28 protein-coding genes are annotated in these 25,475 nt (G+C 42.7%); 19 read left to right on the plus strand and 9 right to left on the minus strand.

The genetic code is table 11. The features are described from left to right. Window positions 1–113: 113 nt before the first annotated feature. Window positions 114–1,655 (minus strand): GH3 family domain-containing protein, encoded by a 1,542-nt coding sequence (locus tag B3763_RS01670; protein ID WP_286742954.1) that lies wholly within the window; start codon window positions 1,653–1,655, stop codon window positions 114–116. 119 nt (window positions 1,656–1,774) lie between these two features. Here B3763_RS01670 and B3763_RS01675 point away from each other — a divergent pair, with 119 nt between their 5' ends. Then, the gene (locus tag B3763_RS01675; protein WP_286742956.1) at window positions 1,775–2,449 is read left to right on the plus strand and encodes a YggS family pyridoxal phosphate-dependent enzyme; all 675 of its coding nucleotides are present in this window, start codon (window positions 1,775–1,777) and stop codon (window positions 2,447–2,449) included. A 32-nt stretch (window positions 2,450–2,481) separates the two neighbouring features. Next, on the plus strand, window positions 2,482–2,859 hold the full coding sequence (locus B3763_RS01680) for a DUF423 domain-containing protein (RefSeq protein ID WP_286742958.1): 378 nt from the start codon (window positions 2,482–2,484) through the stop codon (window positions 2,857–2,859). Window positions 2,860–2,901: 42 nt separating this feature from the next. Here the strand turns inward: B3763_RS01680 and B3763_RS01685 are convergent, their stop codons facing one another. Then, window positions 2,902–4,302 (minus strand): ATP-dependent DNA helicase, encoded by a 1,401-nt coding sequence (locus B3763_RS01685; RefSeq protein ID WP_189630368.1) that lies wholly within the window; start codon window positions 4,300–4,302, stop codon window positions 2,902–2,904. 2 nt (window positions 4,303–4,304) lie between these two features. Further along, window positions 4,305–4,760 (minus strand): PaaI family thioesterase, encoded by a 456-nt coding sequence (locus B3763_RS01690; protein ID WP_286742961.1) that lies wholly within the window; start codon window positions 4,758–4,760, stop codon window positions 4,305–4,307. 48 nt (window positions 4,761–4,808) lie between these two features. Here B3763_RS01690 and B3763_RS01695 point away from each other — a divergent pair, with 48 nt between their 5' ends. From B3763_RS01695 to coaD, 4 genes are all read left to right on the plus strand, one after another. Next, a complete protein-coding gene (locus B3763_RS01695; RefSeq protein WP_189630366.1) occupies window positions 4,809–5,300 on the plus strand; it encodes an NUDIX domain-containing protein in 492 nt (163 codons plus the stop codon). 77 nt (window positions 5,301–5,377) lie between these two features. Further along, window positions 5,378–5,956 carry a hypothetical protein gene (locus tag B3763_RS01700; protein ID WP_189630365.1) on the plus strand — a complete coding sequence of 193 codons (579 nt, stop codon included), beginning with the start codon at window positions 5,378–5,380 and terminating at the stop codon, window positions 5,954–5,956. Window positions 5,957–5,959: 3 nt separating this feature from the next. Then, complete coding sequence (locus B3763_RS01705) at window positions 5,960–6,823, plus strand: DUF3822 family protein (RefSeq protein WP_286742966.1); 864 nt, start codon at window positions 5,960–5,962, stop codon at window positions 6,821–6,823. Window positions 6,824–6,922: 99 nt separating this feature from the next. Continuing rightward, complete coding sequence (gene coaD / locus B3763_RS01710) at window positions 6,923–7,378, plus strand: pantetheine-phosphate adenylyltransferase (RefSeq protein ID WP_189630363.1); 456 nt, start codon at window positions 6,923–6,925, stop codon at window positions 7,376–7,378. Here coaD and B3763_RS01715 read toward each other — a convergent pair. Then, window positions 7,366–8,049, minus strand: a complete 684-nt coding sequence (locus B3763_RS01715; protein ID WP_189630362.1) for an NUDIX hydrolase — start codon at window positions 8,047–8,049, stop codon at window positions 7,366–7,368. The genes coaD and B3763_RS01715 overlap by 13 nt on opposite strands. Window positions 8,050–8,147: 98 nt before the next feature. Here B3763_RS01715 and pyrE point away from each other — a divergent pair, with 98 nt between their 5' ends. After that, a complete protein-coding gene (gene pyrE, locus B3763_RS01720; RefSeq protein WP_189630361.1) occupies window positions 8,148–8,798 on the plus strand; it encodes an orotate phosphoribosyltransferase in 651 nt (216 codons plus the stop codon). Window positions 8,799–8,867: 69 nt separating this feature from the next. On the opposite strand, the gene B3763_RS01725 is transcribed toward pyrE, so the two are convergent. Genes B3763_RS01725 through B3763_RS01735 form a run of 3 tightly spaced genes read right to left on the minus strand, consistent with a single transcriptional unit; the run spans window position 8,868 to window position 11,310 of the window. Continuing rightward, window positions 8,868–9,647, minus strand: coding sequence for a TIGR02757 family protein (locus tag B3763_RS01725; protein ID WP_286742972.1), 780 nt, complete (start codon window positions 9,645–9,647; stop codon window positions 8,868–8,870). After that, entirely contained in the window at window positions 9,648–10,544 is an 897-nt protein-coding gene (locus tag B3763_RS01730; RefSeq protein WP_286742975.1) for a LysM peptidoglycan-binding domain-containing protein, read from the minus strand. Next, window positions 10,531–11,310, minus strand: a complete 780-nt coding sequence (locus tag B3763_RS01735) for a DUF4905 domain-containing protein (protein WP_286742978.1) — start codon at window positions 11,308–11,310, stop codon at window positions 10,531–10,533. The genes B3763_RS01730 and B3763_RS01735 overlap by 14 nt, the downstream gene beginning before the upstream one ends. 39 nt (window positions 11,311–11,349) lie before the next feature. Between B3763_RS01735 and B3763_RS01740 the strand changes: the two genes are divergently transcribed. The 8 genes from B3763_RS01740 to B3763_RS01775 all read left to right on the plus strand — a co-directional run bounded on the left by B3763_RS01740 (window position 11,350) and on the right by B3763_RS01775 (window position 19,721). Continuing rightward, a complete protein-coding gene (locus tag B3763_RS01740; protein ID WP_414707107.1) occupies window positions 11,350–12,732 on the plus strand; it encodes an NfeD family protein in 1,383 nt (460 codons plus the stop codon). Continuing rightward, window positions 12,729–13,967 (plus strand): trans-sulfuration enzyme family protein, encoded by a 1,239-nt coding sequence (locus B3763_RS01745; RefSeq protein WP_286742980.1) that lies wholly within the window; start codon window positions 12,729–12,731, stop codon window positions 13,965–13,967. Before B3763_RS01740 ends, B3763_RS01745 begins: the two co-directional genes overlap by 4 nt. A 74-nt stretch (window positions 13,968–14,041) precedes the next feature. Further along, on the plus strand, window positions 14,042–14,413 hold the full coding sequence (locus B3763_RS01750; protein ID WP_189630356.1) for a cyanoglobin: 372 nt from the start codon (window positions 14,042–14,044) through the stop codon (window positions 14,411–14,413). Window positions 14,414–14,452: 39 nt separating this feature from the next. Next, window positions 14,453–15,190 (plus strand): lysophospholipid acyltransferase family protein, encoded by a 738-nt coding sequence (locus B3763_RS01755; RefSeq protein ID WP_286742982.1) that lies wholly within the window; start codon window positions 14,453–14,455, stop codon window positions 15,188–15,190. Next, a complete protein-coding gene (gene gatC, locus B3763_RS01760; RefSeq protein WP_286742984.1) occupies window positions 15,177–15,473 on the plus strand; it encodes an Asp-tRNA(Asn)/Glu-tRNA(Gln) amidotransferase subunit GatC in 297 nt (98 codons plus the stop codon). Before B3763_RS01755 ends, gatC begins: the two co-directional genes overlap by 14 nt. 41 nt (window positions 15,474–15,514) lie before the next feature. After that, the gene (locus B3763_RS01765; RefSeq protein WP_286742985.1) at window positions 15,515–18,070 is read left to right on the plus strand and encodes a hypothetical protein; all 2,556 of its coding nucleotides are present in this window, start codon (window positions 15,515–15,517) and stop codon (window positions 18,068–18,070) included. A gap of 291 nt (window positions 18,071–18,361) precedes the next feature. After that, complete coding sequence (locus B3763_RS01770; protein WP_189630352.1) at window positions 18,362–19,105, plus strand: ABC transporter ATP-binding protein; 744 nt, start codon at window positions 18,362–18,364, stop codon at window positions 19,103–19,105. Window positions 19,106–19,172: 67 nt separating this feature from the next. Continuing rightward, window positions 19,173–19,721 carry a cob(I)yrinic acid a,c-diamide adenosyltransferase gene (locus B3763_RS01775; protein WP_286742987.1) on the plus strand — a complete coding sequence of 183 codons (549 nt, stop codon included), beginning with the start codon at window positions 19,173–19,175 and terminating at the stop codon, window positions 19,719–19,721. A 469-nt stretch (window positions 19,722–20,190) separates the two neighbouring features. On the opposite strand, the gene B3763_RS01780 is transcribed toward B3763_RS01775, so the two are convergent. Continuing rightward, the gene (locus B3763_RS01780; protein WP_286742989.1) at window positions 20,191–21,303 is read right to left on the minus strand and encodes a DUF4221 family protein; all 1,113 of its coding nucleotides are present in this window, start codon (window positions 21,301–21,303) and stop codon (window positions 20,191–20,193) included. Window positions 21,304–21,383: 80 nt separating this feature from the next. After that, window positions 21,384–21,635 carry a hypothetical protein gene (locus B3763_RS01785; RefSeq protein WP_286742993.1) on the minus strand — a complete coding sequence of 84 codons (252 nt, stop codon included), beginning with the start codon at window positions 21,633–21,635 and terminating at the stop codon, window positions 21,384–21,386. A gap of 507 nt (window positions 21,636–22,142) precedes the next feature. On the opposite strand from B3763_RS01785, the gene B3763_RS01790 reads away from it, so the two are divergent. The 4 genes from B3763_RS01790 to prfB all read left to right on the plus strand — a co-directional run. Beyond that, a complete protein-coding gene (locus B3763_RS01790; protein WP_286742996.1) occupies window positions 22,143–23,207 on the plus strand; it encodes a branched-chain amino acid aminotransferase in 1,065 nt (354 codons plus the stop codon). A gap of 38 nt (window positions 23,208–23,245) precedes the next feature. Next, window positions 23,246–23,749: a hypothetical protein gene (locus tag B3763_RS01795; protein WP_189630349.1), complete on the plus strand. Its 504-nt coding sequence runs from the start codon at window positions 23,246–23,248 to the stop codon at window positions 23,747–23,749. Window positions 23,750–23,807: 58 nt separating this feature from the next. Beyond that, window positions 23,808–24,413, plus strand: coding sequence for a Pr6Pr family membrane protein (locus B3763_RS01800; protein WP_286743001.1), 606 nt, complete (start codon window positions 23,808–23,810; stop codon window positions 24,411–24,413). An 89-nt stretch (window positions 24,414–24,502) separates the two neighbouring features. Further along, window positions 24,503–25,475, plus strand: a protein-coding gene (gene prfB, locus B3763_RS01805) for a peptide chain release factor 2 (RefSeq protein ID WP_286743005.1) whose coding sequence is annotated in 2 segments (ribosomal slippage) — window positions 24,503–24,562 and window positions 24,564–25,475 — 972 coding nt annotated over the 2 segments. Because the reading frame shifts where the segments join, the coding sequence is not laid out codon by codon here. This gene is flagged as partial in the annotation.

A 25,475-nucleotide genomic window follows, 5' to 3' on the forward strand; every position in this document is an offset into this window, starting at 1 on the left:
AAAACCCCTTCTCAATAGAGTTTTGTATGAGTGCAAAAAATACCGGACCTATTAGTACAGAAAGTAACAGGCCAAAAAGCAATCCATTAACAACAATATCCATAGACCAGTGCTTAAGCTTGCTTCAGATAAGCAAGCCAGCTTTCGAGTTTTTCCCTTTTAAGTACACGAGGAAACTTAGTTTGTCCTCCTTCTTTTCCAATCGATTTCATCCACCCATAAAAGACCTCATTGGGCAGTACTTTCAGATAAATATTCTTGAGAGCGTGTTTGCGCTCTACTGCATAGTCATCGTTCAGTTGTTTAAGGTATTCATCAATTTTCAGTCGTAGAGCTTCCTCATCTACCGTACCATCTACACCAACGTACCAATGATGGGCAAAGAGGCTTCCGTCCGGTAAACCGGCCACTGTAAACTCCTTAACAACTATGTCGAAATCCTGAGCGGCCATTTGCACCGCTCTGTTCATGTTATCTACCGAAAGATGTTCGCCACAAAGACTCAGGAAATGCTTTGTTCTGCCCGTAATAATAATTTCCGAAGCATGCTTATCCACAATCTTCACGGTATCGCCTATTAAGTAGCGCCAGGCACCGGAAACTGTCGAAATAAGGAGAGCATATTCCTTATCTTCCTCTACCTGATCTACCATGAGTGCCTGAGCCCCGGGTTTTATTTGTCCCTCATCGTCAAAGTTCTGCTCGTTAAACGGCACAAACTCCAGAAAAATACCGCCATTCAGCATAAGCCTCATGGAGCGCTTTCCGGGTGAATCCTGAAACGCAATAAAGCCTTCTGAAGCCAGGTAAGTATCAATGTAGTGAATTGGCCTACCTAGCAGTTTGTCAAAACCCTTTCTGTAGGGCTCAAACGCCACACCTCCATGTACGAAAGCCTCAAGATTGGGCCATATATCATGAATATTATTGAGCTTATTTTTCTGTATAATTCGCTCCAACAAAATGGTCATCCAGGCAGGCACCCCCGCCATCATACCAATATTCCATTTGTGAGCATTCTCCACAATCTCTTCAAGCTTGGTTTCCCAATCTTTGTGTTTCTTAATTTTTGGACTCGGCCTGGAAAATCCCTGGATCCAAAGAGGAAGCTGACCGGTAGTAATACCACTTAGATCTCCATAGTAGAAATTTCCTGAAAAATTGAGCGAAGTACTTCCTCCCAGCATGAGCATGCCCGACTGAAAGAACTTATCGGGTAAATCATACTTAGAAAGTGTATAAATATGCCTTGTGCCGGTCTTGCGAATTTGCCGGATCATGTCTTTGGTTACCGGAATAAACTTCGAAGAAGCTCCTGATGTGCCTGAACTCAGGGCAAAATATTTGGTTTTGCCGGGCCAGCTTACGTCCGGTTCTCCCTCGCGCACTCTATACCACCAATTATCATTCATTGAATCATAATCGTGAATAGGAATATTCTCTTTAAATCTCTCGTAGAAGTCGTGTTGGCCAAAGCTTCTGAATTGTTCAAGAATGCCAACAAAATTATATTCTCTTCCAAATGCCGTATTCCTGGCGCTTATGAGTAGTTTAGATAACTCTTTCTTTTGCAGATCATAGGGAGAAGTGTAGTCTTGTTCGAGCGTCTCGCGCAGTTTTATCCCCTTCTTTAAAATCGATCCAATTATTGGCATATATCTTATTTCGGTTTATTGAACAGTAAGCCTCAAGCAGCTGTTTTTATGCTAAATTGCGCCCCATTCGGGCAATCAAATATAATAGAAATCTAAACTCCACATTAAAAAGCATCCTAATGAGTATTGCAGAAAATATTGCACATTTTAATAAGGAACTAGCTCCGTTTAAGGCAAGGCTTATTGCCGTGAGTAAGACTAAGCCCAACAGCGATTTGTTACAGGCCTACGAATGCGGACAAAGAGATTTAGGAGAAAATAAGGTTCAGGAGCTAACGGCCAAGTATGAAGCACTGCCTAAAGACATTCGATGGCACATGATTGGCCACCTGCAAAGAAACAAAGTCAAATACATTGCCCCTTTTGTTCACCTGATTCATGGAGTGGACAGCCTGCGCCTGCTCAGGGAAATTAACAAACAAGCACAGAAGCACGATCGGGTAATCGACTGCCTGCTTCAGATTTTTATTGCCAGTGAAGAAACAAAGTTCGGACTCGATAAAGACGAACTCTTTGATCTGCTAAAGTCTCCAGACCTGGCAGGAATGGAGAATATACGCATAGTTGGGTTTATGGGCATGGCCACAAATACAGAAAATCAGGAACAGGTGAGAAGCGAATTCCGCTACCTCAAAAATTTATTCGATGAAGTAGCAGAAGCCTTCCGTTCGGAGAAAGTACAAATGAAAGAACTTTCTATGGGCATGACGGGAGATTATAAGATTGCGTTGGAAGAAGGCAGTACCATGGTTCGAGTGGGTAGTGCCATATTTGGTGAACGAAATTATCATTAACTGACCTTTTATAGGATAAAACAAGAAGTGAAATGACCGCAAAAACAGTAATAATATTAGTCGGTGTACTCGGAGCCTTGAGTGTTGGCCTGGGAGCATTTGGAGCTCATGGACTTGAGGCTACCCTCACTGCCAACGGACGAATTGAAACCTACGAAACTGCCGTTAAATATCAATTCTATCATACCTTGGCTCTACTGCTTGTTGGTCTCTTAATGCTACACACCAACACCCCTTATTTTAGCTACGCCTCATGGGCTTTTGTAGCAGGTATTCTGGTCTTTAGCGGCTCTCTCTACACCCTTAGCTTGACCAACATTACCTGGCTCGGGGCTATTACTCCCATTGGTGGATTGGCCTTTATTGCAGGATGGATATTCCTTCTGATTGGTGCCAATAAGGCTTTGTAGGTACTATTAGACTCCCGGCTAGTCTGCGCTTTGGGCCTGCGGCTAAAAGAATCTGGGGTGAAAATTGACCAAATAAAGCTCTTTAGTAGCCCGGGTCACGGCCGTATAGAGCCAGCGTATATACTCCTGATTAACCATTTCTTCAGTTAGGTAACCCTGATCTACAAAAACCGCTTCCCACTGCCCTCCCTGCGATTTATGACAAGTGAGAGCATAGGCAAATTTCACTTGCAGTGCATTCAGGTAAGGATCGCTCTTAAGGGCTTTGGCGCGCTCCCGTTTGGTGCTTAGGTCTGCATAGTCTTCCGCCACCTGTTCATAGAGATTCTTATACGCCTTATCGTTCAAAGAAGCCTCAGGCGAATAGAGTGTGTCTAAAATCACCTTTGCCTCAAATGGCTCCTGGTCGGGGTAATCGAGCAGGCGAAGCGATAGTTCGGCAAAGCGCAAGCCATACAATTCTTCGAAACGCTTTATCTTCAATACCTCCACAAAATCGCCATTGGCTAAAAAACCGGCCGGTGCATTCTCCGGTAAAAAATGATAGTTGTTTCTCACAATCATAAGAATATCTCCGGCTTCCAGTTCATCTTCCCTATACTGTATAGCCCTTCGTATATACTGATTGTATTGAACAGCATTTTTATTGCTTCGGCATATGATGGCTGTATTTTCTACCCCATACTTATCGTAGGCATAGCGCAAGCCATCTTCCAACCGCTCTCCTGTCATTTTAAAAATATCCTTAAAACGTCCCGTAGTAAGCTTCAGTCTAAAACTCTCCTTCGGCAATTCACTGCGTAAATGGGTAGCATTGTAAAGAATGCCCGAGTCCTCATCCTGACGCATAACCTCTGTAAGCTCCAAACTCTGAACTTCAGCTTTGAAATGATGCTGCAAGTAAGGCTTTTCTAAAGCCGGACTTTCCAAATTACCGACCGGAGGCAACTGTGCTGTGTCTCCAATAAGCAATAAGCGATTTCCCTCTTGTGAAAACACATAGTCCATAAGGTCGGTGAGCAAGCCCTTTTGTCCGTACTCGGCACTATCTGAGATCATAGAGGCCTCATCGACTATGAACACGGTGTTTTTGTGATAGTTGGACTGTCTTTTAAACTCCAGCCCTCCACCGGGTTCTGCGGTTTGCTGAAAAACCTTTTTGTGAATTGTAAAAGCCGTTCGTTTGCTATAACCCGACATGACTTTGGCCGCTCGGCCGGTGGGTGCCATTAGCACATATTTAAACTGAAAAAAAGGAAGCGTCTGAACAATAGCACTTACCACTGTTGTTTTGCCGGTTCCTGCATAGCCTTTAAGAACCAACACAGGTTTGTGGAGTCGCTTGTTGAGTAAAAAGTCATCAAACAAGCTAAAAAGCCTCTTCTGGCCTTCTGTTGGCTGGAAGGGAAATTTTTGCAGCAGTATTTCCGAAGGCCTGGCCAATCTTATGATTTTCTTTTCGCTACATCTTCAGAAAACAAAGTCACCATGGTGGTAGTGGCTTTGGCAATGAGTGTTCTTTTTTCACCATCTATACACCAAACTTCAGCCTCACAGAAGTTCATTTTTTTACCCTGTTTCACCACCCAGCCTTTGGCATAAAGCTTTTGCCCCCGGCCGGGAGCGAAATACGATATTTTTATTTCTCCTGTTACCACATGCTGATCTTCAGCAACCACCGTGTAGGCCGAAAATCCCGCTACTATGTCGGCTACAGTAGCTGTTACCCCGCCATGTACTAAACCCGTTTGTTGTTGGTGCTCTTCTCTAAGCTCCAACCATCCTTCGGTTCTTCCTTCATCGATCACGTTCAGATCGAAGCCCACCAGCTTCATAAAGTGCTGCCGCTCCAAAAACTTCTCAATTCGTGCTTTATAGTTCTGATTGAATACCTTTACCATAATCTATTTTCCACAAATATATTGGTAAGGCCTTAGCCACGAAGAACCATGGGCAAAATTCAGGATCAAATTGAATTGCAATACGGACAAAAATTAAGGGTAAGGGTGTGTGGCATATGTATTGAAAACAACCGACTGCTGCTAGTACACCACAGGGCTTTAGGGGTAGCCAATGGGCTGTGGGCTCCTCCCGGAGGTGGAATGAACTATGGAGAAACAGCCGAACAAGCACTCATTCGGGAGTTCAAAGAAGAAACAGGCTGTACCATTGCCATAAAAAAATTTCTTTTTGTTCATGAATATTTAGATCCTCCCCTGCATGGCATAGAACTCTTTTTTGAAGTAGAAATTTGTTCCGGTACTCCTATTTTAGGCACCGACCCTGAGATGGATGTTGATGCTCAACTGCTTACGCAAATAGGATTTTACGATCTTAAGAAAGTACAAGAAACGGAAATGAGTAGTTTGCACTATGTATTGCAAAACGTAAAGAGCCTGAATGAATTGATTAATCTAAAAGGTTATTTCAAATTTCATTAATTATCCATAAAATAGCGGTCGCAGAACTATAGATTACCTAATAAATTAGTTAATTTTACGAAAATTCAACCTCCAAGATGAACCTAACTAAAGTACTCACGATTCTATTCTTCATCATCGCCTTAGGCGTTGGGTATTTGCTCTATGACAGCATTAATACCACCATTCTCGAAGCAAAAGAGATTGAAAGAATAGAAAACATGGTGAAAACCAAGCTTGAAAAAATCAGAGACGCTCAGACTGCCTACCATGCAACATATGGTGACTACGCAGACACCTGGGAGAAACTGATCGCATATGTTGATACCGGAAAAATCTATCTGATTCAGAGAACTGAGAAGATCACTATGCTTGCCTACGGTGCCGAGAAGTCTGAGTTTATCTACGACACCATTGGTGCTGTACCGGTAAAAGACTCTTTGTTCCGACCAGGTTTTGACCCAAGAACTTTGCCTGAGTTGCCTCATGCACCCGGCAAATACTTCTCTTTGTATGCAAAAGACTCTGTAAGAAATGGAGTGAGTGTAGACTACATTGAGGTTGTAGATACTTATCCGTTCGACAGAACAAGAACTGAAGATCATGAAATCGAAAAGAGAAGACCTCTACGATTCGGTTCTAAAACTGATATCACTACTGCTGGTAACTGGAACTAAACTGTGCGAGCAGCCGAGACTTCTCAAATAATATCAATAAAAGACGAAAGGCTGGATATTGACAAAATAAGTCAATACCGCCTTTCTTTTTTTGTGTCGGATATTGATTGCCAAATCACCGTATTCGATGTAAAAAAGAAACAACTATTGCTCTTTGAAAACCGAGAGCTAAACCCGGCCAAAAGCCTAATTGAAAATCTCAATACCATTTATGACGATCATATTCTGATTGCTGCTGGCTTTTGGAAAGAGATTCAGGTGTTTGTGAGAAATCGACAGTTTGCGCTGGTCCCGGTTCCTGTTTTCGACCGGAGTTTGTGCAAAGACTATGTTCAACTCAATGAGGTAACGGACCCCAATAAAGACGAATACCACTTTAAGGTATTGGACGATGTGGGTGCGGCCGTGGCTTTTGGCTATCTCGCAGAACTAAAGCAGTGGTTTAAAGAAAAATATCCCAAGCTTTCGCTTTATTTTAACCACCAGTCTGTAGCTTACCTCAAAGGGCTGCAAAAGCAAATAAAGAGTAAAGCTCCGGCCAGCCTTTACCTTACACTAAACAACAGCGATGTGCAAGTTGTGGGCTACAACCTACAAAGACTGGCCATATACAATCAGTTTCGGTTTACTGATGCCAAACACCTGACCAAGCTCATTCTTCTGACCCTGCAGCAGTTTAGTGCCGAAGGCCAGTCTACCCCCATCATACTTCATGGAATTAAGGAAAAAGTAGACCTTAACATGCCCATACTAAAGAAATACTTTCGTCACATTGAGTTAGGCAAACGCCCGGAAGGAGTGCTTATGCACCCCATATTCAATGAGTTGGAAGATCAGGAGTATTTTGAAGTGCTAGCCAACTTATAATTATCCGCTACCAATTGATCGTTAGTGGTAAGGAGGCATTCCATAAAATTCAGTTATTTTCGGGAATACGGTTTAAAGACCAATCCAAAGCCATAAAAAATGAAGCGAATAGCGATTTTCCCGGGTTCGTTCGACCCATTTACCAAAGGCCATGAAGACATTGTATTGAGAGGCCTTAAAATTGTAGACGAAATTGTGATTGGTATAGGCTACAACAGCCAAAAGCAGAACCGATACTTCGATATCTCCTACATGGAAGAAAAGATCAAAGAAACCTTTGCTCATGTGCCCCAGGTATCGGTGGTTGTATACAACGAACTCACGGCCTCTTTGGCTTCTAAAATTGGCGCCAGTGTAATACTTAGGGGTTTACGCAACACTACTGACTTTGAGTATGAGAATAGCATTTCTCAGGTAAACCGCTATCTCAATACCGAGCTAGAAAGCATTTTTCTAATCACATCACCGGAGTTGGCGGCTGTCAATTCATCGATTATTCGCGAGGTGCACCGCTACGGTGGAGATGTTCAAAAATACCTTCCTTATACACTCTGAGTCTTTTTAAGTTTTTTAAACTTATTGTAGACATGAGCTATTGACATGTAGGTGTTGTAGAGGGCTACATTCAGCTCGTTCTCGCTCATCCAACGTACCTCATCTATATCTTCTTCCAGCTGAGGTTTCATTTTGGAATCATCGAGGCAGTCCATCAGATACCAAACGGTCTTTTTAAGAATGCTTTTATCTCCCTTGGTATATGTATGCCAGGTGGTGCATATTTTCTGGTTCACTCTTACCTTAATATTACACTCCTCCTGCACCTCACGCTTGGCCCCCTCAACAAAAGACTCGCCCTTCTCAATTTTACCTTTGGGTAAGTCCCACTTCCCCAGTCGGTGAATGAGCAAAATACTACCATCGCGGTATACCACTCCCCCTCCGGCTTTCAGTATTTTAAACTTACTCTTGATATAGTCAATTGCCTCGTCATAGTTCTCTGTGAGCACAGTAATAGAAGACAAATTCTTGAGCTTCTTATTGTGCATTATAAAGAGAACCGACTTAATGGTACTATGGGTAGCATTTCGAATGAGCAGATTACCTTTGAACAACTTTTCGTTGATCAGCAGATCATCATCTTCGACAATACCGTTAAACTGCGCCAGATCACCCACTTCATCCGGCTTTTTAATTCTGAGAGGTTTGTCTTTAATATAGATCCTCATGGATTGAGTAGATTCGGGGTCAATATGAAAAAAAATTCGCTAACAAGGTGAATGAACTTCCTGTCAATTTCAGAAAAAAAATCTACTAACTTCGCGGCATGCAAAATCTACAAGCTGACAGAACCACGGCCTTAAAAATTGCTTCAGACCTACTGGCTATTGAGGCCATTAAGTTAAATATAGAAAATCCCTTTACCTGGAGCTCCGGCTGGAAGTCTCCCATCTATTGCGACAACCGTATGTCGCTTTCTTACCCGGCTACCAGAACTTTTATTAAAGAAAAACTAGCTGATGCTGCCCGGCAATATTTTCCGGAAGTAGAAGCCGTGGCCGGAGTGGCTACTGCCGGTATTCCGCAGGGAGCTTTGTTGGCCGATTTGCTAGAAGTACCGTTTATTTATGTGCGGTCCAAACCCAAGGGCCATGGTATGGAAAACCTTATTGAAGGCAAAGTAGATCCGGGCAAAAAAGTGGTGGTGGTAGAAGACCTTGTTTCTACCGGAGGCAGCTCACTGAAAGCTGCTGAGGCACTAAGATCGGCCGGTTACGAAGTACTGGGCATGTTAGCCATTTTCACTTATGGTTTTCCTTTAGCCGAAGAAAATTTTCAGAAAGCCAACATCACGCTTCACTGCCTGAGCAACTATAGTATAATGCTAGAACAGGCCATTGAAATGGGCTACATTAATAAGGAACATTTGGCTTCTCTGGAGGAATGGAGAAAAGCTCCTGCTCTTTGGAGACAATAAAATCGGCAGTGTATGGCTAAATTTTAAAGTCCGGGCCAATAGCCTTTGTTGTGGTTAACCCTATCCACACTAAAACTTTTCTTCTATTCCCAGGCCAAACAGTGCAAAGTCATACTTCACAGGGTCTTGTGCATCGAATGTCTTAAGGTTGCTAGTGAGTTCAAGAGCCGTTCGCCAGTCTGTTGGCTTTCGGGTAATTAGACCTAACTTTCGGGCCACTCGTTCCACATGTAAATCGCAGGGGCAAACCAACTGAGATGGGTTTATGCGCCTCCAGAGGCCAAAGTCTACTCCCTTATTATCTCTTCTCACCATCCACCTGAGAAACATATTTATCCGTTTACAAGCCGATTTTCTAGCCGGTGTAGCAATGTGTTTTCGGGTACGTTGCGGAGCATCCGGTAAACTGAAAAACAAATCGTGAAAATGAGTCAGGGCGTTTCCTACATCAGCATCATTCTCTTGTAACCCCATTAGGAAAGCATCTTCCAAACTATTATGATGTTGATAGTAATGTTTAAAAAAGGCCACAAAATAGAGCGTATCTGTAGTATTGAAGGTGCGGTGTTTAAACCGAAGCAATGTTTTCAGGTCTGCTTCAGAATGATGGAGCACAAACTGGTACGGTGCATTATCCATAAGAGCAAACAGCTCTTTGCACTTATTTATAATAGTAACACGCTGCCCCCAGGCCAATATAGATGCCCAAAAACCAGCAATTTCAATATCCTGTAGCGAACTATAGGCGTGTGGTATTACTATCGGGTCATTTTCAATAAATCCAGGCTGGTTGTATTCTTCAACCTTTGCATCGAGGAAATCTCTGAGAGCCGAAGCTTCCGTATGCATCTACTGTACGTAAGTAATCTGCACCCTAAAGCGCTTATCAACCGCTTTCAGGTGATCATAGGCCCTTTGGTTAAGCTTAATGATGATGTCTTCATTCTCTGAGGTTTCAGGAATGGTTCCGATTACACGAACGTACACCGTAAGATCGTTCATCAGGTTTTTCACTTTTATTACCGTGCCTTTTCTTGCAGTTCGGTGCAGGGCAAAAAACTTATTAGACGGTTCGCTTTCATCAATCACCTCCGCCAATCCTTCCTTCTGGAATTGCTGAAAGGGTGTACCCGGATAATTTACCTCCTCGGGTTGCTCTTCTTTTGGTTGCACTTTGGTGGTTGGTAGTGAGGCTGTACTGTTGAACGGAACCTCAGAGGTTTTCACTGAATCGGGCGTATTAATACGTTTGGTTTCGGCCTGAGAAGTGGTTTCTACCATCGGTGTATCTTTTTCAACAGGCACCAGCACATCTTTCTTAATAATCAGCTTTTGACCCAAGTCTATTGCATTAGAGGGAAGTTTATTCCAGTTTTTAATATCTGAAACCTGCACCTCATACTTTCTGGCAATTGCAAAAAGCGTTTCTCCGGCTTTAACCGTATGAGTAACCTCTTTGGTCTGTTTGGTCACCTCCGCATCGGGCGATATTACTTCTCCTCCATAGGGAATCTTGAGGGTTTGCCCTATTTGCAGGCCGTTGGCCAAAACAGGATTTGCCTTATTAATTTCGGACACGGTTGTTTTGTACCTGCGCGAAAGACTATACAAGGTTTGCTGAGCCTGTACTTTATGAATTACAAACACCTTATCGCCCTGACGCTCAATACCTAAGGAATCGGTCTGCGCAAATAAGGCACCCATGCATACTATACCAAATACAATCGTGTAACTAATTTTTCTCATCAATGCTGTAAATCTTCAACTCGTTCTTTCCGGTAACAAATATAAGTGCGTCTTGAACTATAAAAAAAGCCCCGGAGACCAGCCCTTTCACTCCACTATCTAGCGATTCACGAAGCAAAAGGTTGCCGCTCTCATCGAAGACACACAGAGTTAACGCTTTTAATTCATCCATCACATGATTGGCGGCTATAAAAATCGTTCCACTCGCTTCCAGATAGTCACAACTGCCTTTTAATTCTAGCCCGGCCTTCAAATCCAAAAACCTGGCCAATGTTTCAAAGTGAGGATTATCGACCTCATAATGAACAGGATATTGTTCCAGCGGCACTTCTCTATCAACCTTCTGTGCCTCTGTCCAGTCACCTTTAAGCACATCAAAGCTCAACTTCTCTTCAGCTTCAGGCATTGTCAAATACAGTAAGCGATTTTGCGCGCCTAACAATTTCACATTTTCCAAACTCCAAACTACCTCCTGCTTTTGGAGGTCAAACCCAAACACCGATCGAGATTCAATGTTTTGGGTATCTTCAAACTTTTGAAAAACAACCACATTGTTGTACAGATGGTAAGCACTAACCCACCAAGGATCTTCAAACTCCAGGCCTTGCCACAGCAGCTCCTTTTTTTTAAGATCTACCAAGGCAAAAGCAGAATGAAAATTCTCATGGTTGCGTGTATTAATCAGCAGCTTATCATCATGACATTTCACCTCCCAAACGGGCGATTCAAACGGTTGTGAAAATTTAAGGTTTAGCACCGAAGACACTGGCTTTCTTTGTAATTTGAACAAAAATAAGTGAATAAAGTGGGGAACAAAGGCATCAGATACATTACCCGATCAATAATAGGCTTAAGTGTCGTATTACTGTTTTTTACCGGCTGGGCGAGTGAACAGGCTAAGTACCAGGAAGGAACTATAAAGGTATTCCTTATGGAGGTTAAGGGAGATATTGACCCACGCATGAACCGTTATGTAGACCTTGCCCTTACTCAGGCCACTGAACAGGAGGCCGACCTCATTATTATTGAAATGGACACCTATGGCGGAGCGGTTATTGATGCGAACGACATTCGCACAAGAATTTTAGATTATGAAAAACCGGTTTGGGTATTTATAAATAACGATGCAGCTAGTGCCGGAGCACTTATTTCTATTGCTTGCGATAGCATATACATGGTTCCCGGTGCAAATATTGGAGCTGCTACGGTAGTTAATGGCACCGATGGCATGGCCGCACCCGATAAATACCAGTCGTATATGCGGGGAATAATGCGATCAACAGCAGAAAAAAATGGGCGCGATCCGCTCATTGCCGAGGGCATGGTAGACGACCGGGTGGTGATAGAGGGTATAACTGAAGAAGGGAAAGTAATCACCTTTACTACTTCTGAGGCCCTAAAACACGGCTATTGCGAAGCCGAGGTAGCGAGTATCCAGGATATTTTAGAGAAGAACGAAATTGTAGACTATCAACTGATTCGATATACACTTCCCCGAACTGAAAGAATCATTGCCTTCTTTCTCAATCCAGTGGTAAGCGGTTTACTTATTCTTGTAATTACCGGAGGAATATTCTTTGAATTACAAACCCCTGGAGTAGGCTTTCCTCTTGCTGCTGCGGGAGTTGCACTCGTTCTGTACCTTGTGCCATATTACCTCAATGGTCTGGCGGCCAACTGGGAAATAGCTGTGTTTTTTGTAGGACTGGCCCTCATTGCTCTGGAGGTCTTTGTCATTCCAGGTTTTGGAGTAGCCGGCATTGCCGGCATAATTTGTACGGTAGGGTCGCTTATTTTCATGATGTTGGGCAACGATAATTTTAACTTCGATTATGTACCCACCAAAGAAATAACCAAAGCTGCTACCACCGTTGGCTTAGGTGTGTTTGGCTCCGTGATTCTACTCATTATAATGGGCTATCGACTCACCCAAACCAGTATGTTTCAGCGAATAGCACTTACCACCACTCAGCGCAAGGATGAGGGATATACCTCCACTTTTTATAATGAAGACCTGGTGGGTAAAGAAGGAGTAGCAGCTACTATTCTAAGGCCAAGTGGCCGAGTAGAAATAAACGATGAGTTGTACGATGCATACACCCGTGGAGAGTATATTGAAGCCGGACAACCCATTGAGGTGGTTAGCCAGCAAGGCACATCGTTGCAGGTAAGAACTAAGAAAAAATGAAACACGAAAAATATTCTGCAGAGAGTAGGGCTATTTCAGGAGGGCACGACCCTTCTTCGGCTTATAATTCCATAAAGCCCCCCATCTATCAGACATCCACCTTTAAGTTCAACACCGCGGAAGAAGGCAAAGCATTCTTTATGAATGCTTCCGGAGACATCCCTCTGGAAGAACGAAATGCGAGTCTTATTTATACTCGCCTCAATCACCCTAATGCCATAACTGCCGAGTATCGGTTGGCTCAACTGGATGGAGCAGAAGATGCTGCCTTTTTTGAAAGTGGTATGGCAGCCATTTCCACTACTATTCTTAGCTTTTGCCAGGCCGGTGATTTAATTGTGATGTCTTCTCCCCTCTATGGCGGAACGGATACCTTTATAAAAAAACATGCGGTGCAGATGGGTATTGAGTGGGCTGAAATGGAGCGAGGCGCCACCCAAAAAGAAGTTGAGCAACTACTTGCCAACCACCCCAAAAGGGATAAACTAAAGATGATTTACCTTGAAACCCCTGCTAACCCTACACTCACACTGGTAGATATTGAAATGGTGCGAAAGCTTCGGGATAGACTGGCCCCTAATGCTGTAATTGCAGTAGACAACACTTACATGGGTCCCCTGTTTCAGCAACCACTTGCGCATGGTGCAGACATTAACCTTTACTCGGCTACCAAATACATCGGAGGCCATAGCGACATTATAGCAGGAGCAGCCAGTGGTAGTGAAAAGCTAATGAAGCTGGTGAAACAGAAAAGAGCCATTCTGGGAAATACCGCCTCACCGTTTACCTCATGGTTACTCTCCAGAAGCATGGAAACCATTGGCCTGAGAATGGAAAAACAGGCGAGTAATGCTCATAAATTGGCCGAATACCTTGCAGCTCACCCCAAAGTAAAGGCTACATACTACCTGGGACTTATGCCTGAGAGCGATCCACAATATGCGCTCTTCAAAAGACAAAACAACTCCGGTGGTGCTATGATTGCCTTTGAAGTACATGGTGGAGAAGCGGAAGCCTTTAGGTTTCTCAACGCGTTGGAATTGGCTCACCTGGCTATTTCGTTGGGCAGTACGGAAACGTTGGTTTCTCACCCGTACACTATGAGTAGCTCCAACATGGATGAAGCCGACCGCTTGAAAAATGGCATCACTCCTTCATTAATCAGAGTTTCTGTTGGCATTGAAAATATTGATGATTTAGTGAAAGACTTCGACCAAGCTTTAAGAACTGCCTAACTCTCAACGTTATTCCAGAATTTTTCTTCCCATTTTTGAGGAGGAAGAAAAATGTCAGGAATCTCCCGAACAATATGCCCGAACAACAAACCCTTTACGAACGCATAGGCGAAGAAAACATACTCCGGTTGGTAGATGATTTCTACAATGGAATTGAAAAGGATGAACTGATCCGCCCGATGTATCCCGAAGACTTACTCCCTGCCAAAAACCGACTCAAGCTATTCCTTATACAGGCTTTAGGTGGAAGACAAACCTATACCGATGAACGCGGCCATCCCATGCTCAGGCGTAGACACTTTCAATGGCAAATTGGTAAAGAAGAAGCCACCCATTGGCTCAAACACATGCATGCCGCTCTTGAAAAAGCCACTTTTGCAGAAAAAGACAAAGATGCATTTTGGGACTATGTATATCAGGCGGCTTTGCATATGATAAACAAATGAAAACCAATCCAAAATCATTTTCCCTATCTTCGCCACTTTATGAGAAGAGTACTCCTTAGGATATATTCTTTCTATGGCCTTTTGGTATTTGCGCTTATTTTTTTGGTGCTTCTACCATTTTTTCTTTTGGCTATTTTTATTCGCCCGCTTGAAGGCATAGCACCTTTTATCAACCATGTGTGGGCTCGGTTATTCTTCTTTTTTCTATTTCTCAATCGTACACGGGTTATATATAGAGCGAAACCGAAAACATCGCAGCGGTACATCTTCTGTGCCAACCACACCTCTTTCCTCGATATTCCAAGCTTAGGACTCATCAACCATAAATTTAAATTCATTGGCAAGGCCTCGCTAAAAAAAGTGCCGGTTTGGGGTTTCATGTATAGCAGGCTTCATATTTTAGTAGATAGAGCCAGCCTAAAAAGCAGACACAAAAGCTGGCTAAAAGCTCAGGAAGAAATAAGAAGAGGGTTTAGTGTGGTTTTTTTTCCTGAAGGTGGCATTCTCACCAAAAACCCTCCACACACTGTTACTTTTAAAGAAGGTAGCTTTCGTATTGCAGTGAACGAACAAATCCCCATTGTTCCCGTCAGCATTCCCTATAATCACCTACTTTTGCCAGACAAGTCGCCTCTAACCATGCACCCAGGCCGTATCGAAATGGTTGTACACGAACCCATTTGGCCTGAAGGCACTGGTGATGAAGCCGTGGAAAAGCTAAAAAAAGAAGTCCGGAAAGTCATCGAAGATACGCTCAACAGTTATGAAAGTAGATAAGGAAACCCTACAGAAAGTGGCTCATCTTGCCCGGCTGAACATTAAGCCTGAAGAAGAAGACCAACTGTTAAAAGACATGGGAGAAATATTGAACTGGGTAGAAAAGCTTCGCGAGGTAAACACGGAGGGCGTTGAGCCGCTCACCCATATGACCGGGGAAGTTAATGTGCTCAGAGCGGATAAAGCCGAAGCAACCATTGACAGGCAACAAGCATTGAAAAATGCCCCGCAACAGGACGGCAAGTTCTTTATAGTTCCACAGGTTATGAAACGAAATGACTAGTCTTATTTGGCGTTGACTGTTCATCAAACAACCATTGTACCTTGAATACCACCGCATTTAACCTACTAAAGACACTATGCATAACTCTGGCTATACTTGCCCTTCTATGGGTTGGATATGCCTGGTGGGTTGGCGATAATCTTGTGCTGCCCTGGCAAGTAGAGTCGACTCTCAAAACTCGCCCCTTCTTGTTAGAATACTTTCAACTGAACAGCAAACCTTCCGGGGTTGTGGCCGACCAGATTATAAGCTGGCAAAAATTCACTACCGGGGAAATGCAGTATCTATTATGGCCTCAGTATGCCCTACTAGCCATTTTTATGATATTGCTCATTGTAGGCTCTGTGGCATCTACTTACCTCAACCGCTTCAGCTATTTTGTTTTTTCCGGATTACTCATTTTTGCTTTCATACAATTAAGGCTGGAAGAACTAGGAGTGGCGCACCCATACCTAACCTATGGGCTAATTGGAGGTTATCTGCTGCTAAGCTACTTTTTTCATGCATTTAAAAGACAATCCAGTGTTCTCACAAGAACGCTTTCAATGACCCTTTTCTATGGTACCTTTCTGGCACTCATTCATTGGCTGCCCAATATGCAATACCCCGGTGTTGTTATGTTATCATTCGGTATAACGGGTCCACTACTATGGGCAGCTCTTTTTATTGTATTTATAGCAGGCGACAACCTGTTTAGCCTATTTAAACTCACCACCCAAGGGGCTCCCAAAGGTAAAAATGGGCTTATGCACTTTGGCATCGTAGGACTCATATACCTTGGTCTCACCGGCCTTCTTTTCGCTCAAAAAAATGAAGATATCAGGTTCTCTCTTTACTTAGTTGAACCACTCACCCTGCTCCTGGCCTCCATGGTTTCCGGTTACTTATGTTTCGATCAAAAGATCACAACCATTAATGTAGGAGGAGATATCATTGTCCTTAAAAAATGGCTTTACCCGCTGGCTTGCGCACTTACCCTGGGACTTATGGCCTATGCTAAAATTAATGCCATAGATTCCCTGCAGAACGCGCTGGAATGGGTAATCATTATTAGCCATTTAGCTTTTGGTGCAGCATTCTTCATCTATGCTTTAATCAACTTTATTCCTCCACTGCTACAAAACATACAAGTGTGGCACATGTTCTTTCAAGGTCCGCGTACTCCCATGCTAACCGTTCGGTTGTTCAGTATAATACTCGTAGTAGGCGGTTTCCTTTATTTAGAATATCGGCCATACTATCAGGCCAAAGCAGGGCAATATGCCATGTTGGCCTGCCTGGCTGAAAAAATAGACAACAAGCTTTTGGCTACTCAATACTACCGTCAAAGTGTTTTCTTCGACTTCTATAACTACCGTTCCAACTATGCGCTGGCTCAATTGGCTACCTCAGCATTGGAGAAAGAAGAAATACCCCAGCACTATTCGGCTATTGTGAGAGGTCGGCCCAATGCCAAAGCCCGAGTAGCCCTGGGTAATTATTATGCCCAAAACAGCGATCTCTACCGCAGCCTTAGTTCACTCATGTATTCACCTGAAATCGAACAAAGCCCTGAGGCAAGGAACAATTTGGGTATGGCTCATTACGAATATCAAAACTATGACTCGGCCTATAAGTACTTTAGCTCAACCCGGCAAAATGCTGCCATGGTGGGCGAAGCCAATCTTTCAGCCTTGAATTATGATGTAGCAGCTCTAGTTGATTTCGACACCACCATTCAGTATGAGTATATTGAGGACTTACACCTCAAAATAAATAGGCAGGCTCTGGCCAACGCTCAAAACCAATACTTCCCCTTCGACCATGAGCCTCACCCCGACACCCTTCTGAGCCGTGAAACTCTCTTTTACTTATATAATGCCGCTCTGGCACAAAAGAGACCCGATGCCCAAAAACTCATTGAAACCATCACCTACTATCAAAGCAGTCCCAAAAACCTGGCCTACAATACATTTTTGCAAACCGCTCTCAGCTTTGCCTACTACCATGCGGGGGAAGTGACCAAAGCTTTCTTAAGTATCGATGAAGTGATCGCTTCCGACTACGGAGCAGCCGCCTTCCCTTACTACGTAAAGGCCATTTGGGCCTATGATCAGGGCCAGGCCAACCTCACCGTTGAGTGTATTAACAATGCTCGCAAAAGAGGTTATAATGAACAAGGTCTTTTAGACTTTATGGAAGATCTTAAAACAGTTAAAAACTACGATAGGGCAGCCGATTTTAGTAAAGAACTCAAAGCACTAGTAAACAACAAAGCTCAGTTGACTGACCAAGAGTATATCGATAGCCTCATACATTTGGCCGGCAAAAACGCTTTCGACACTCACTCCACGCTTCAGACTTTTGACTTGTTGGAAAATGAAGGAGCCGAAGCAGAAAAGCTATACAATATTATGGTAGACAACCTGAAGGTTAATTCCAACTCAGCTGAGTTTCACGAGGTATACATTTACCTGTGCGCAAAAAACCGTTTTAGAACTTTTGCCGAAACAAGTTTTGAAAAGCTCGAGACCCTGGTGAGTCAGGAAAAACTTGAGACCATTCGGAAGGAGTTCGAGCGGCTACTCGAACGAAACGCACCCACTTTAAACCAGTAAAAAGCTTCCGAACCACTACACCAATAGACGGGGGCTTCTATAACTCATGCCAGACATGAGCCTGTAATCCTGTACCTCTTCCGTTCACGGAAAGTCTTTTCAGTGCTCCAATATCTTTTGATTCTTTTGTTTAGAGGGAAAGTGAAAAATAGGTTTTCAGCCATACACAAGCACTTTTCCCATTGGCGATACCCCAAACACAATAAACATCGGTAACACAGGGTTTAAACCATTTACATAATAAACAAGTATTGTATTAAACTTTTCGGCATTTAGATACGTCCAACGAATATGAGCAAAACTGTAATCAAGACATCTGATATCTCCAAGATATACCAGATGGGCAGCGAGACCATCCGAGCACTCAAGTCGGTTAGCATAGAAATCATGCAAGGTGAATACGTAGCCTTTATGGGGCCTTCCGGTTCCGGTAAATCTACCCTTATGAACATGATTGGCTGCCTGGATACCCCTTCAGGAGGTCAGTACATTCTCAATGGACAAGATGTATCTGATATGACTGAAAACGAATTGGCAGAGATCAGAAACAAAGAAATTGGTTTCGTATTTCAAACCTTTAACCTTTTACCAAGAGCTACTTCGTTGGAAAATGTGGCCCTTCCGCTTATTTATGCCGGATATAGCAAGGCGGAAAGAGAGGAGAAAGCCATGGCTGCTTTAGCCGGAGTTGGTCTCGATACCCGTGCTCATCACAAACCCAATGAGCTATCGGGTGGTCAGAGGCAACGTGTAGCCATTGCCAGAGCACTGGTAAACGACCCGTCTATTATTTTGGCCGATGAGCCAACCGGTAACCTTGATACCAAAACGTCTTACGACATTATGGATCTGTTTGCCCAGCTACACGAAAAAGGCAATACCATTATTATGGTAACTCATGAAGACGATATTGCCCAGTATTCCCACCGAATTGTAAGGTTGAGAGACGGCCTCATTGAAAAAGATGAAGTAAACCATAACCCTACCAAAGTGAATATTCTGAAGGCACAAATGGCCAATCAGGAAGAACATTAACAAAGGTTCAACCGGCTGTTTTTGAGGCTAAATCTGTAACTTAAGCCCCTCGAAACAGAACAGTTGCATGAAGATATATACCAAAACCGGAGATACAGGCACCACCTCATTATTGGGTGGTGCTCGTGTTTCAAAGGCACACATACGCATTGAGGCATATGGCACAGTCGATGAACTAAATAGCTATATAGGCCTCCTCCGCGATCAGCCGGTGAATCAAAATAGAAAAGACATTCTCAAAACCATTCAAGACAGGCTTTTTACTCTTGGTGCCGACCTGGCTACCGAACCCGGCAAAGACAAAGTAGTTAAACCCGACTTGTTCGAAAGCGATATAGACCTGCTAGAAACAGAGATGGATCGAATGGATGAGCAACTGCCTGCGCTAACCAGCTTTATACTCCCCGGAGGTCATCAGTCGGTATCCTTTGCCCACCTCGCCCGCTGTGTTTGCCGAAGGGCTGAACGCATAAGCATAGCTTTAAATGATCAGGAAAAAGTTTCTCCTCTGGTAATTAAGTACCTCAACCGCCTTTCTGACTACCTCTTTGTGCTAGGCCGGCTTATGGCTCAGGAATTGAATGCCGAAGAAGTGAAGTGGGAGCCTCGATCATAAAGCTTAGCCACCTTATAAGTATTTTATCAACTTATTTAATGCATTTGGATTTTCTGGAGATTGGTACACAATCGAATCTATTCTTGCATCAGAAATATAGGTCAAAGCCGGATAGATATCCGTTAACCCCTGTAAATAAAAAGAATTCGTTGTATCAATTAAAATTCTCTTGTGGTAATATATCTCCTGTCCTAACTCTACTTTTAAAGACTTTTTAGATCCTATCCAGGTGAATACAACTCCTAAATCCTCCAGTTTATCGATGTGATCAACAACAAAGTATTGTGCGCTGGAAATACACCCAGTACATCCTGCGCACGGAGTGATAAGTATCGCTTTCTTTTTATCAAAGTCCCTTTTCGATCCTTGCTCGATTACTTTGTCCCAAAGAGTGTCAATATCACTCTTGTTCGCGCATTAGATTATTAAACAAAAGAAGAATCCAAAAAGAAAAAAACGATTAGCCTACTTAGTCATTAGGTGCAAGTTTGAACTTTGAAAAGACCATTATATCTTCATTATTAGGCTCAAAGTTCGAGTCAAAAAAATACAAAGCATCTTCAGTAGCGAAGGTGGCGTTAGAAATACCAATACCCAATACCTCTCCAACTTTATTAAATGCACTATCCAGAATTATCGTAGTCATGAAATCAGTTCCCCCATTAATATTTAATATCCTATCACTATTCAATGTTGCAACATCCTTACCGATGACCCCGCCTCTCAAATAAACCTGCCTATATCTGTCAAATAAAACAGGACCATACCAAGAATTAGAGAGCAAATAATCACGAATGCCTTCCCTAGATTGATTATTTGTAAACGGTTTAGCGGTAGGCATGTTTTCAGAATCAGCTCTAAAGCTCTTCTTTTCACCAGTATCAAGTGAATATGTATAAATCTCTGGGTCCCAAGGAAAGCTTATAACTAAAAGGTTTTTATCGCTATTCAGAGTCATGAATGATTGCCTTGAAGAGCCCCCCCAGTAAGCATTCTTGTGACTATCAGGATAAGGAAAAAATATTCTTAAACTATCTAAATCATACCTATAATCGATGATAGTTCCTAGAAAATCGCTCTGCACTCTTCCCAAAGGCCTTACCATTGTGAGTAAAGAATTATTATTCTTTAAAAATTTAGGCTGATATACTACTTCTGCATTTAAAGAAGAATCTTTCAAGAAATTATAACGGTTTAAAACTGAACCAGAAGAGTCAATAAGTATAATTTCCCGTGATATTGAACTGAATAGAAAAATGGAATCATAATTTAAAGGATAAAAAGCTTTGACATCCCTTACAGCATTAGGCCCTTCTTTCATTAAGTCAGATTTTAATAAAACCTGACCACTTTCAATATCATAAAAGTATAACGAGTGATTCAAGTCATTATAAAAACAAAAAGCATTCAATGGTTCTGAATAAATAGAAACTAGATTGTCCCTTTTCGTTACACTATCTAAATGAAAAACTAGTCTTTCCCCACTTTCTAATAATGTAAATCTGTGACTTAAATCAACATTAGTCTTCTCTTTACAGCTAAAAATGACTAATAAAAAAAGACAAAAAAAATACCTCATCATTATACCATTTATCTTGATTTTAAAGATTAACCTATACAATATAACATGAGTATCAGGAACTGATACCCATGTTACTAAGTCTAATATTCTCCCGTACAAGAAGGACCTTGTTCATCTGGCAAGGGTTCCGTATATGTTTTTGTCAGTCCAAGAGTCCCATCCGAACCATAGCCCCATACGTCCACGCAAACCTTTGGCCCTTCATCTAATATACAAGTTCCGGCATTATACCAGTTTGGAATTATCAGGCCGAAAAATATTATCACCAATACAGCAATAGGTCTTATTAAAAATTTTGTTTCAGAAATTTTCGTTTTAATCTCATTAATCATTAATGCTTTTTACAGGCAGTTACCGTCCGAAACTATCTTTGAAGTAAAACCTATTGATTTCAAACAACCCGATCTTCTTAAGACAAAGAATCTAGATTAGAATCCATAAAACCACCTGAGAAGGTCTACCGTGTACATTCATTGTTTGCAAACAACTACATTGGCTTTTACTGCCCATTTTAAAGTCTTCTTCAAAGAAAAAAAAGAACTAAGTAAAGAAACTACTAACCTTTTTACATTCCAATTTAGATTAGTAGAAACCAATGTACATGACCTGCTTCTTTTTAGCGGATCAGTGGGAGCCCCGTAAGAAATAAATTGCCCCAAAATTTATTAGGCAAAAAGATTTAATTGCGGAATATTTGACCGAAACACCAGTCGTTCAGCATATTATATTCTGATAAACAGAAATATAACTTACTGAATTAGAGAATCTTACATAAACGACACGGTTTGCACCAAGCCTGTTTTTAGTTAAATTTGTACACTACCTATAACCCTTTAATCATGATAGAAACGTCTGCCATCAGAATAGAGAAAACCACTCAATCGCGAATTAATGAGCTCGATGAAAACAATATACCCTTTGGTAGACTCTATTCAGACCATATGTTTCTGGCCGATTATAAGGATGGCCAATGGCAAGATTTACGGATAGTCCCCTATCAAAACATTTCGCTTTCTCCTGCCAATTCTGCCTTGCATTATGGTATTACCATTTTCGAAGGGCTGAAAGCCTACCGCAACAAAGATGGCGAAGTAGTAGTATTCAGGCCGGAAGCTAACGCCAAGCGACTGAACATTTCTGCAGAACGAATGTGTATTCCTGCAGTGCCCGAAGGCTTATTTATGGAAGCCCTTAACGAACTACTCAAAATTGATGCTTCGTGGGTTCCTTCTGCCCCCGGCACAGCCCTGTATATAAGACCATTTGTCTTTGGTATGGACGAATACATTGGTATCAGACCATCTGAGAATTTCAGATTTATGATCATTACCGGCCCGGTCGGATCGTATTACACCAAACCGGTACGAGTAAAAATTGAAACTAAATTTTCCAGAGCGTTCGAAGGTGGAACAGGATTTGCCAAAGCCGGAGGCAACTACGCGGCCAGTCTGTATCCTGCTCGTTTGGCTCAAAAAATGGGCTTCGACCAACTCATCTGGACCGATGGAAAAACCCATCAGTACATTGAAGAGTCCGGCACCATGAATGTCATGTTTATGATTGATGATGTGCTTATTACTGCTCCAACCTCAGGAACAATACTTAAAGGAATAACCCGCGACTCTGTACTTACCATAGCAAGAGAATGGGGAGTGAAAGTAGAAGAAAGGCCAGTGGCAGTGTCTGAGGTAGTTGCGGCTGCTAAAGAAGGACGCCTCAAAGAAGCTTTTGGAGTGGGTACGGCCGCCACCATAGCCCCTATTGCTACCATAGGCTACGAAGATGAAGTTTATAATCTGCCTGCTGCAGATGATTCCTTCTTCTCCAGAAAAATACTTAAAGAACTAAGCGGTATACGTTCTGGCGAAATAGCCGATAAACACGGCTGGATATATAAGATTTAACTCGCTTTAACGAAGTTTTTGCCTTACTTAGCAGCAAGATGAAAGTCAGAAAAATAATTTACTTTCTTTTGCTGCTTTTTTCATTTTCAGCCCTAGAGGCTCAGGAATATCTGTTAGTAAGAAAAAAGGGCTCTACCCGAAGATACGAATACCGGGTGGGCGACACTTTTGTTTATCGACAGCAAGGAATGGATCAGTTTTTCAAAGACGTGATAACTGATTTTGTAGACAGTACCATTGTGCTGGAGAACAACATTGTTCTCATTAGTCAGCTGGAGGAAATAGACATTCAGAACGCTTTTACCAATCGCCCCCAGATTTTACGGCAAGGCGAAGCCCTACTCCCCACCATCGGTTACGGCCTGTTGGCTCTCGATCTGTTTAATCATACCATTATCGATGGTAACGACTTTTCATTCGACAAAGGCACCACCATAACCAGCGGTGCGTTTGTTGCAGCAGGCTACGGGCTTAAGATTTTTAGGAGAAAACGCGTAGATTTAACCAAGGAGAAGTTTGAGGCCTATCTGGTTTTGCGCTAGAAGTTGGTGTTGAGTGTAGCTGCAGGCCAATGCCTACTCCCATTTTCTGCTACCTGCTATGAGAAAAACACTTCACACGCTAATTGCTTTACTAGCTCTTTTTTCTGTTGCTACTCAGTTCTACTTGATGCTGGAAAACCGCACCACAAGCCTTACGGAAATGATTATCCGTTTTTTCAGCTTCTTCACTATTCTTACCAACACGCTCGTAGCCCTTTACTTCGGCATACTAAGCCTCAACCGCAAAAAAATGCCAGGCTTTTTATCGCACACCGAATCACTCACTTTTGTAACCGTCTACATCTTTGTGGTGGGACTCGTGTACCAAATAGCACTGCGCCATGTTTGGGAGCCTACAGGTTTGCAAATGGTAGTAGATGAGTTACTCCATACAGCAATCCCCATACTAGTATTCCTCTACTGGGCGCTTTACTCCACTCGCACGGCCTTTGAATGGAACCATCTACCCAAACTATTGGCCTATCCGGGCATCTATTTAGTTTACATTCTCTGCAGGGGTAAACTATCGGACTTTTATCCATACCCCTTTCTTGATGTAGCCAACCTGGGTTGGACCCTCACACTGCAAAACATTACCGTTCTTTTCCTCCTTTTCATAGTGTTGTTCCTTGCTTTTAAGGGGTTTAGAAAAATTCTACCCTAAGAAGAGTAACACTTAATACTTTCTTAGCTCCATACTCCTTGTAAAACCCCAACGGTTTCACCACTTTTGCAGCTCCAAAAAAATTATTCATGAACACAGATCAGTTGAAAGACTTGAAGGCGCGTATCACGGCCTTGAGGAGGTATCTTTGACTACGATGTCAAGAAAAAAGAAATAGAAGAGGAAGAACTGGTGACAGCCCAACCAGACTTCTGGAACGACCCCAAAGAGGCTGAGAAAATTCTTAAAACCATTCGAGCAAAAAAGGTGTGGACAGAAAGCTTCGAAAAAGCTAAAGAAGCTGTAGATGACCTGGACACCTTGTACGAATTTTACGAAATGGGCGAAGGAGAAGAGGCCGAAGTGGAAGCCGCTTATCAAACAGCTCTAGACGTACTGGAAGAGGTTGAGTTTAAAAAAATGCTTAGTGGCGAAGAGGATCAACTTAACGCCATTATAGAAATAAACCCCGGAGCTGGTGGCACGGAAAGTAATGACTGGGCGGAGATACTCATGCGCATGTACATTATGTGGGGAGAACGGCATGGCATGAAGGTAAAGCAGGTTAACTACCAGCCGGGCGAGGTAGCCGGTCTCAAATCATGTACCCTGGAGTTTGAAGGCGAATTCGCCTATGGCCAACTGAAGTCAGAATCGGGAGTGCACCGTTTGGTTCGTATTTCTCCTTTCGACTCTGGTGGACGAAGACATACTTCTTTCGCTTCAGTGTTTGCTTATCCTGTCATAGACGATTCCATAGAGATAGAAATAAACCCGGCAGATATTACCTGGGATACTTTTCGTTCGGGTGGTGCCGGTGGGCAAAACGTGAACAAAGTTGAAACTGGTGTGCGTCTGAAACATGCCCCCACAGGGATAGTTATTGAAAACACCGAAACACGCTCTCAGCTAGACAATAAAGAGCGGGCTTTGGCATTGCTAAAGTCAAGGCTATATCAGCTGGAGATGGAAAAGCGCAATGCCGAACGCGACAAACTGGAGGGTGAAAAGAAAAGGGTAGACTTTGGTTCTCAAATTAGAAACTACGTATTACACCCCTAC

The organism is Roseivirga sp. UBA1976, from assembly GCF_002336325.1.
Classification (GTDB): domain Bacteria; phylum Bacteroidota; class Bacteroidia; order Cytophagales; family Cyclobacteriaceae; genus Roseivirga; species Roseivirga thermotolerans.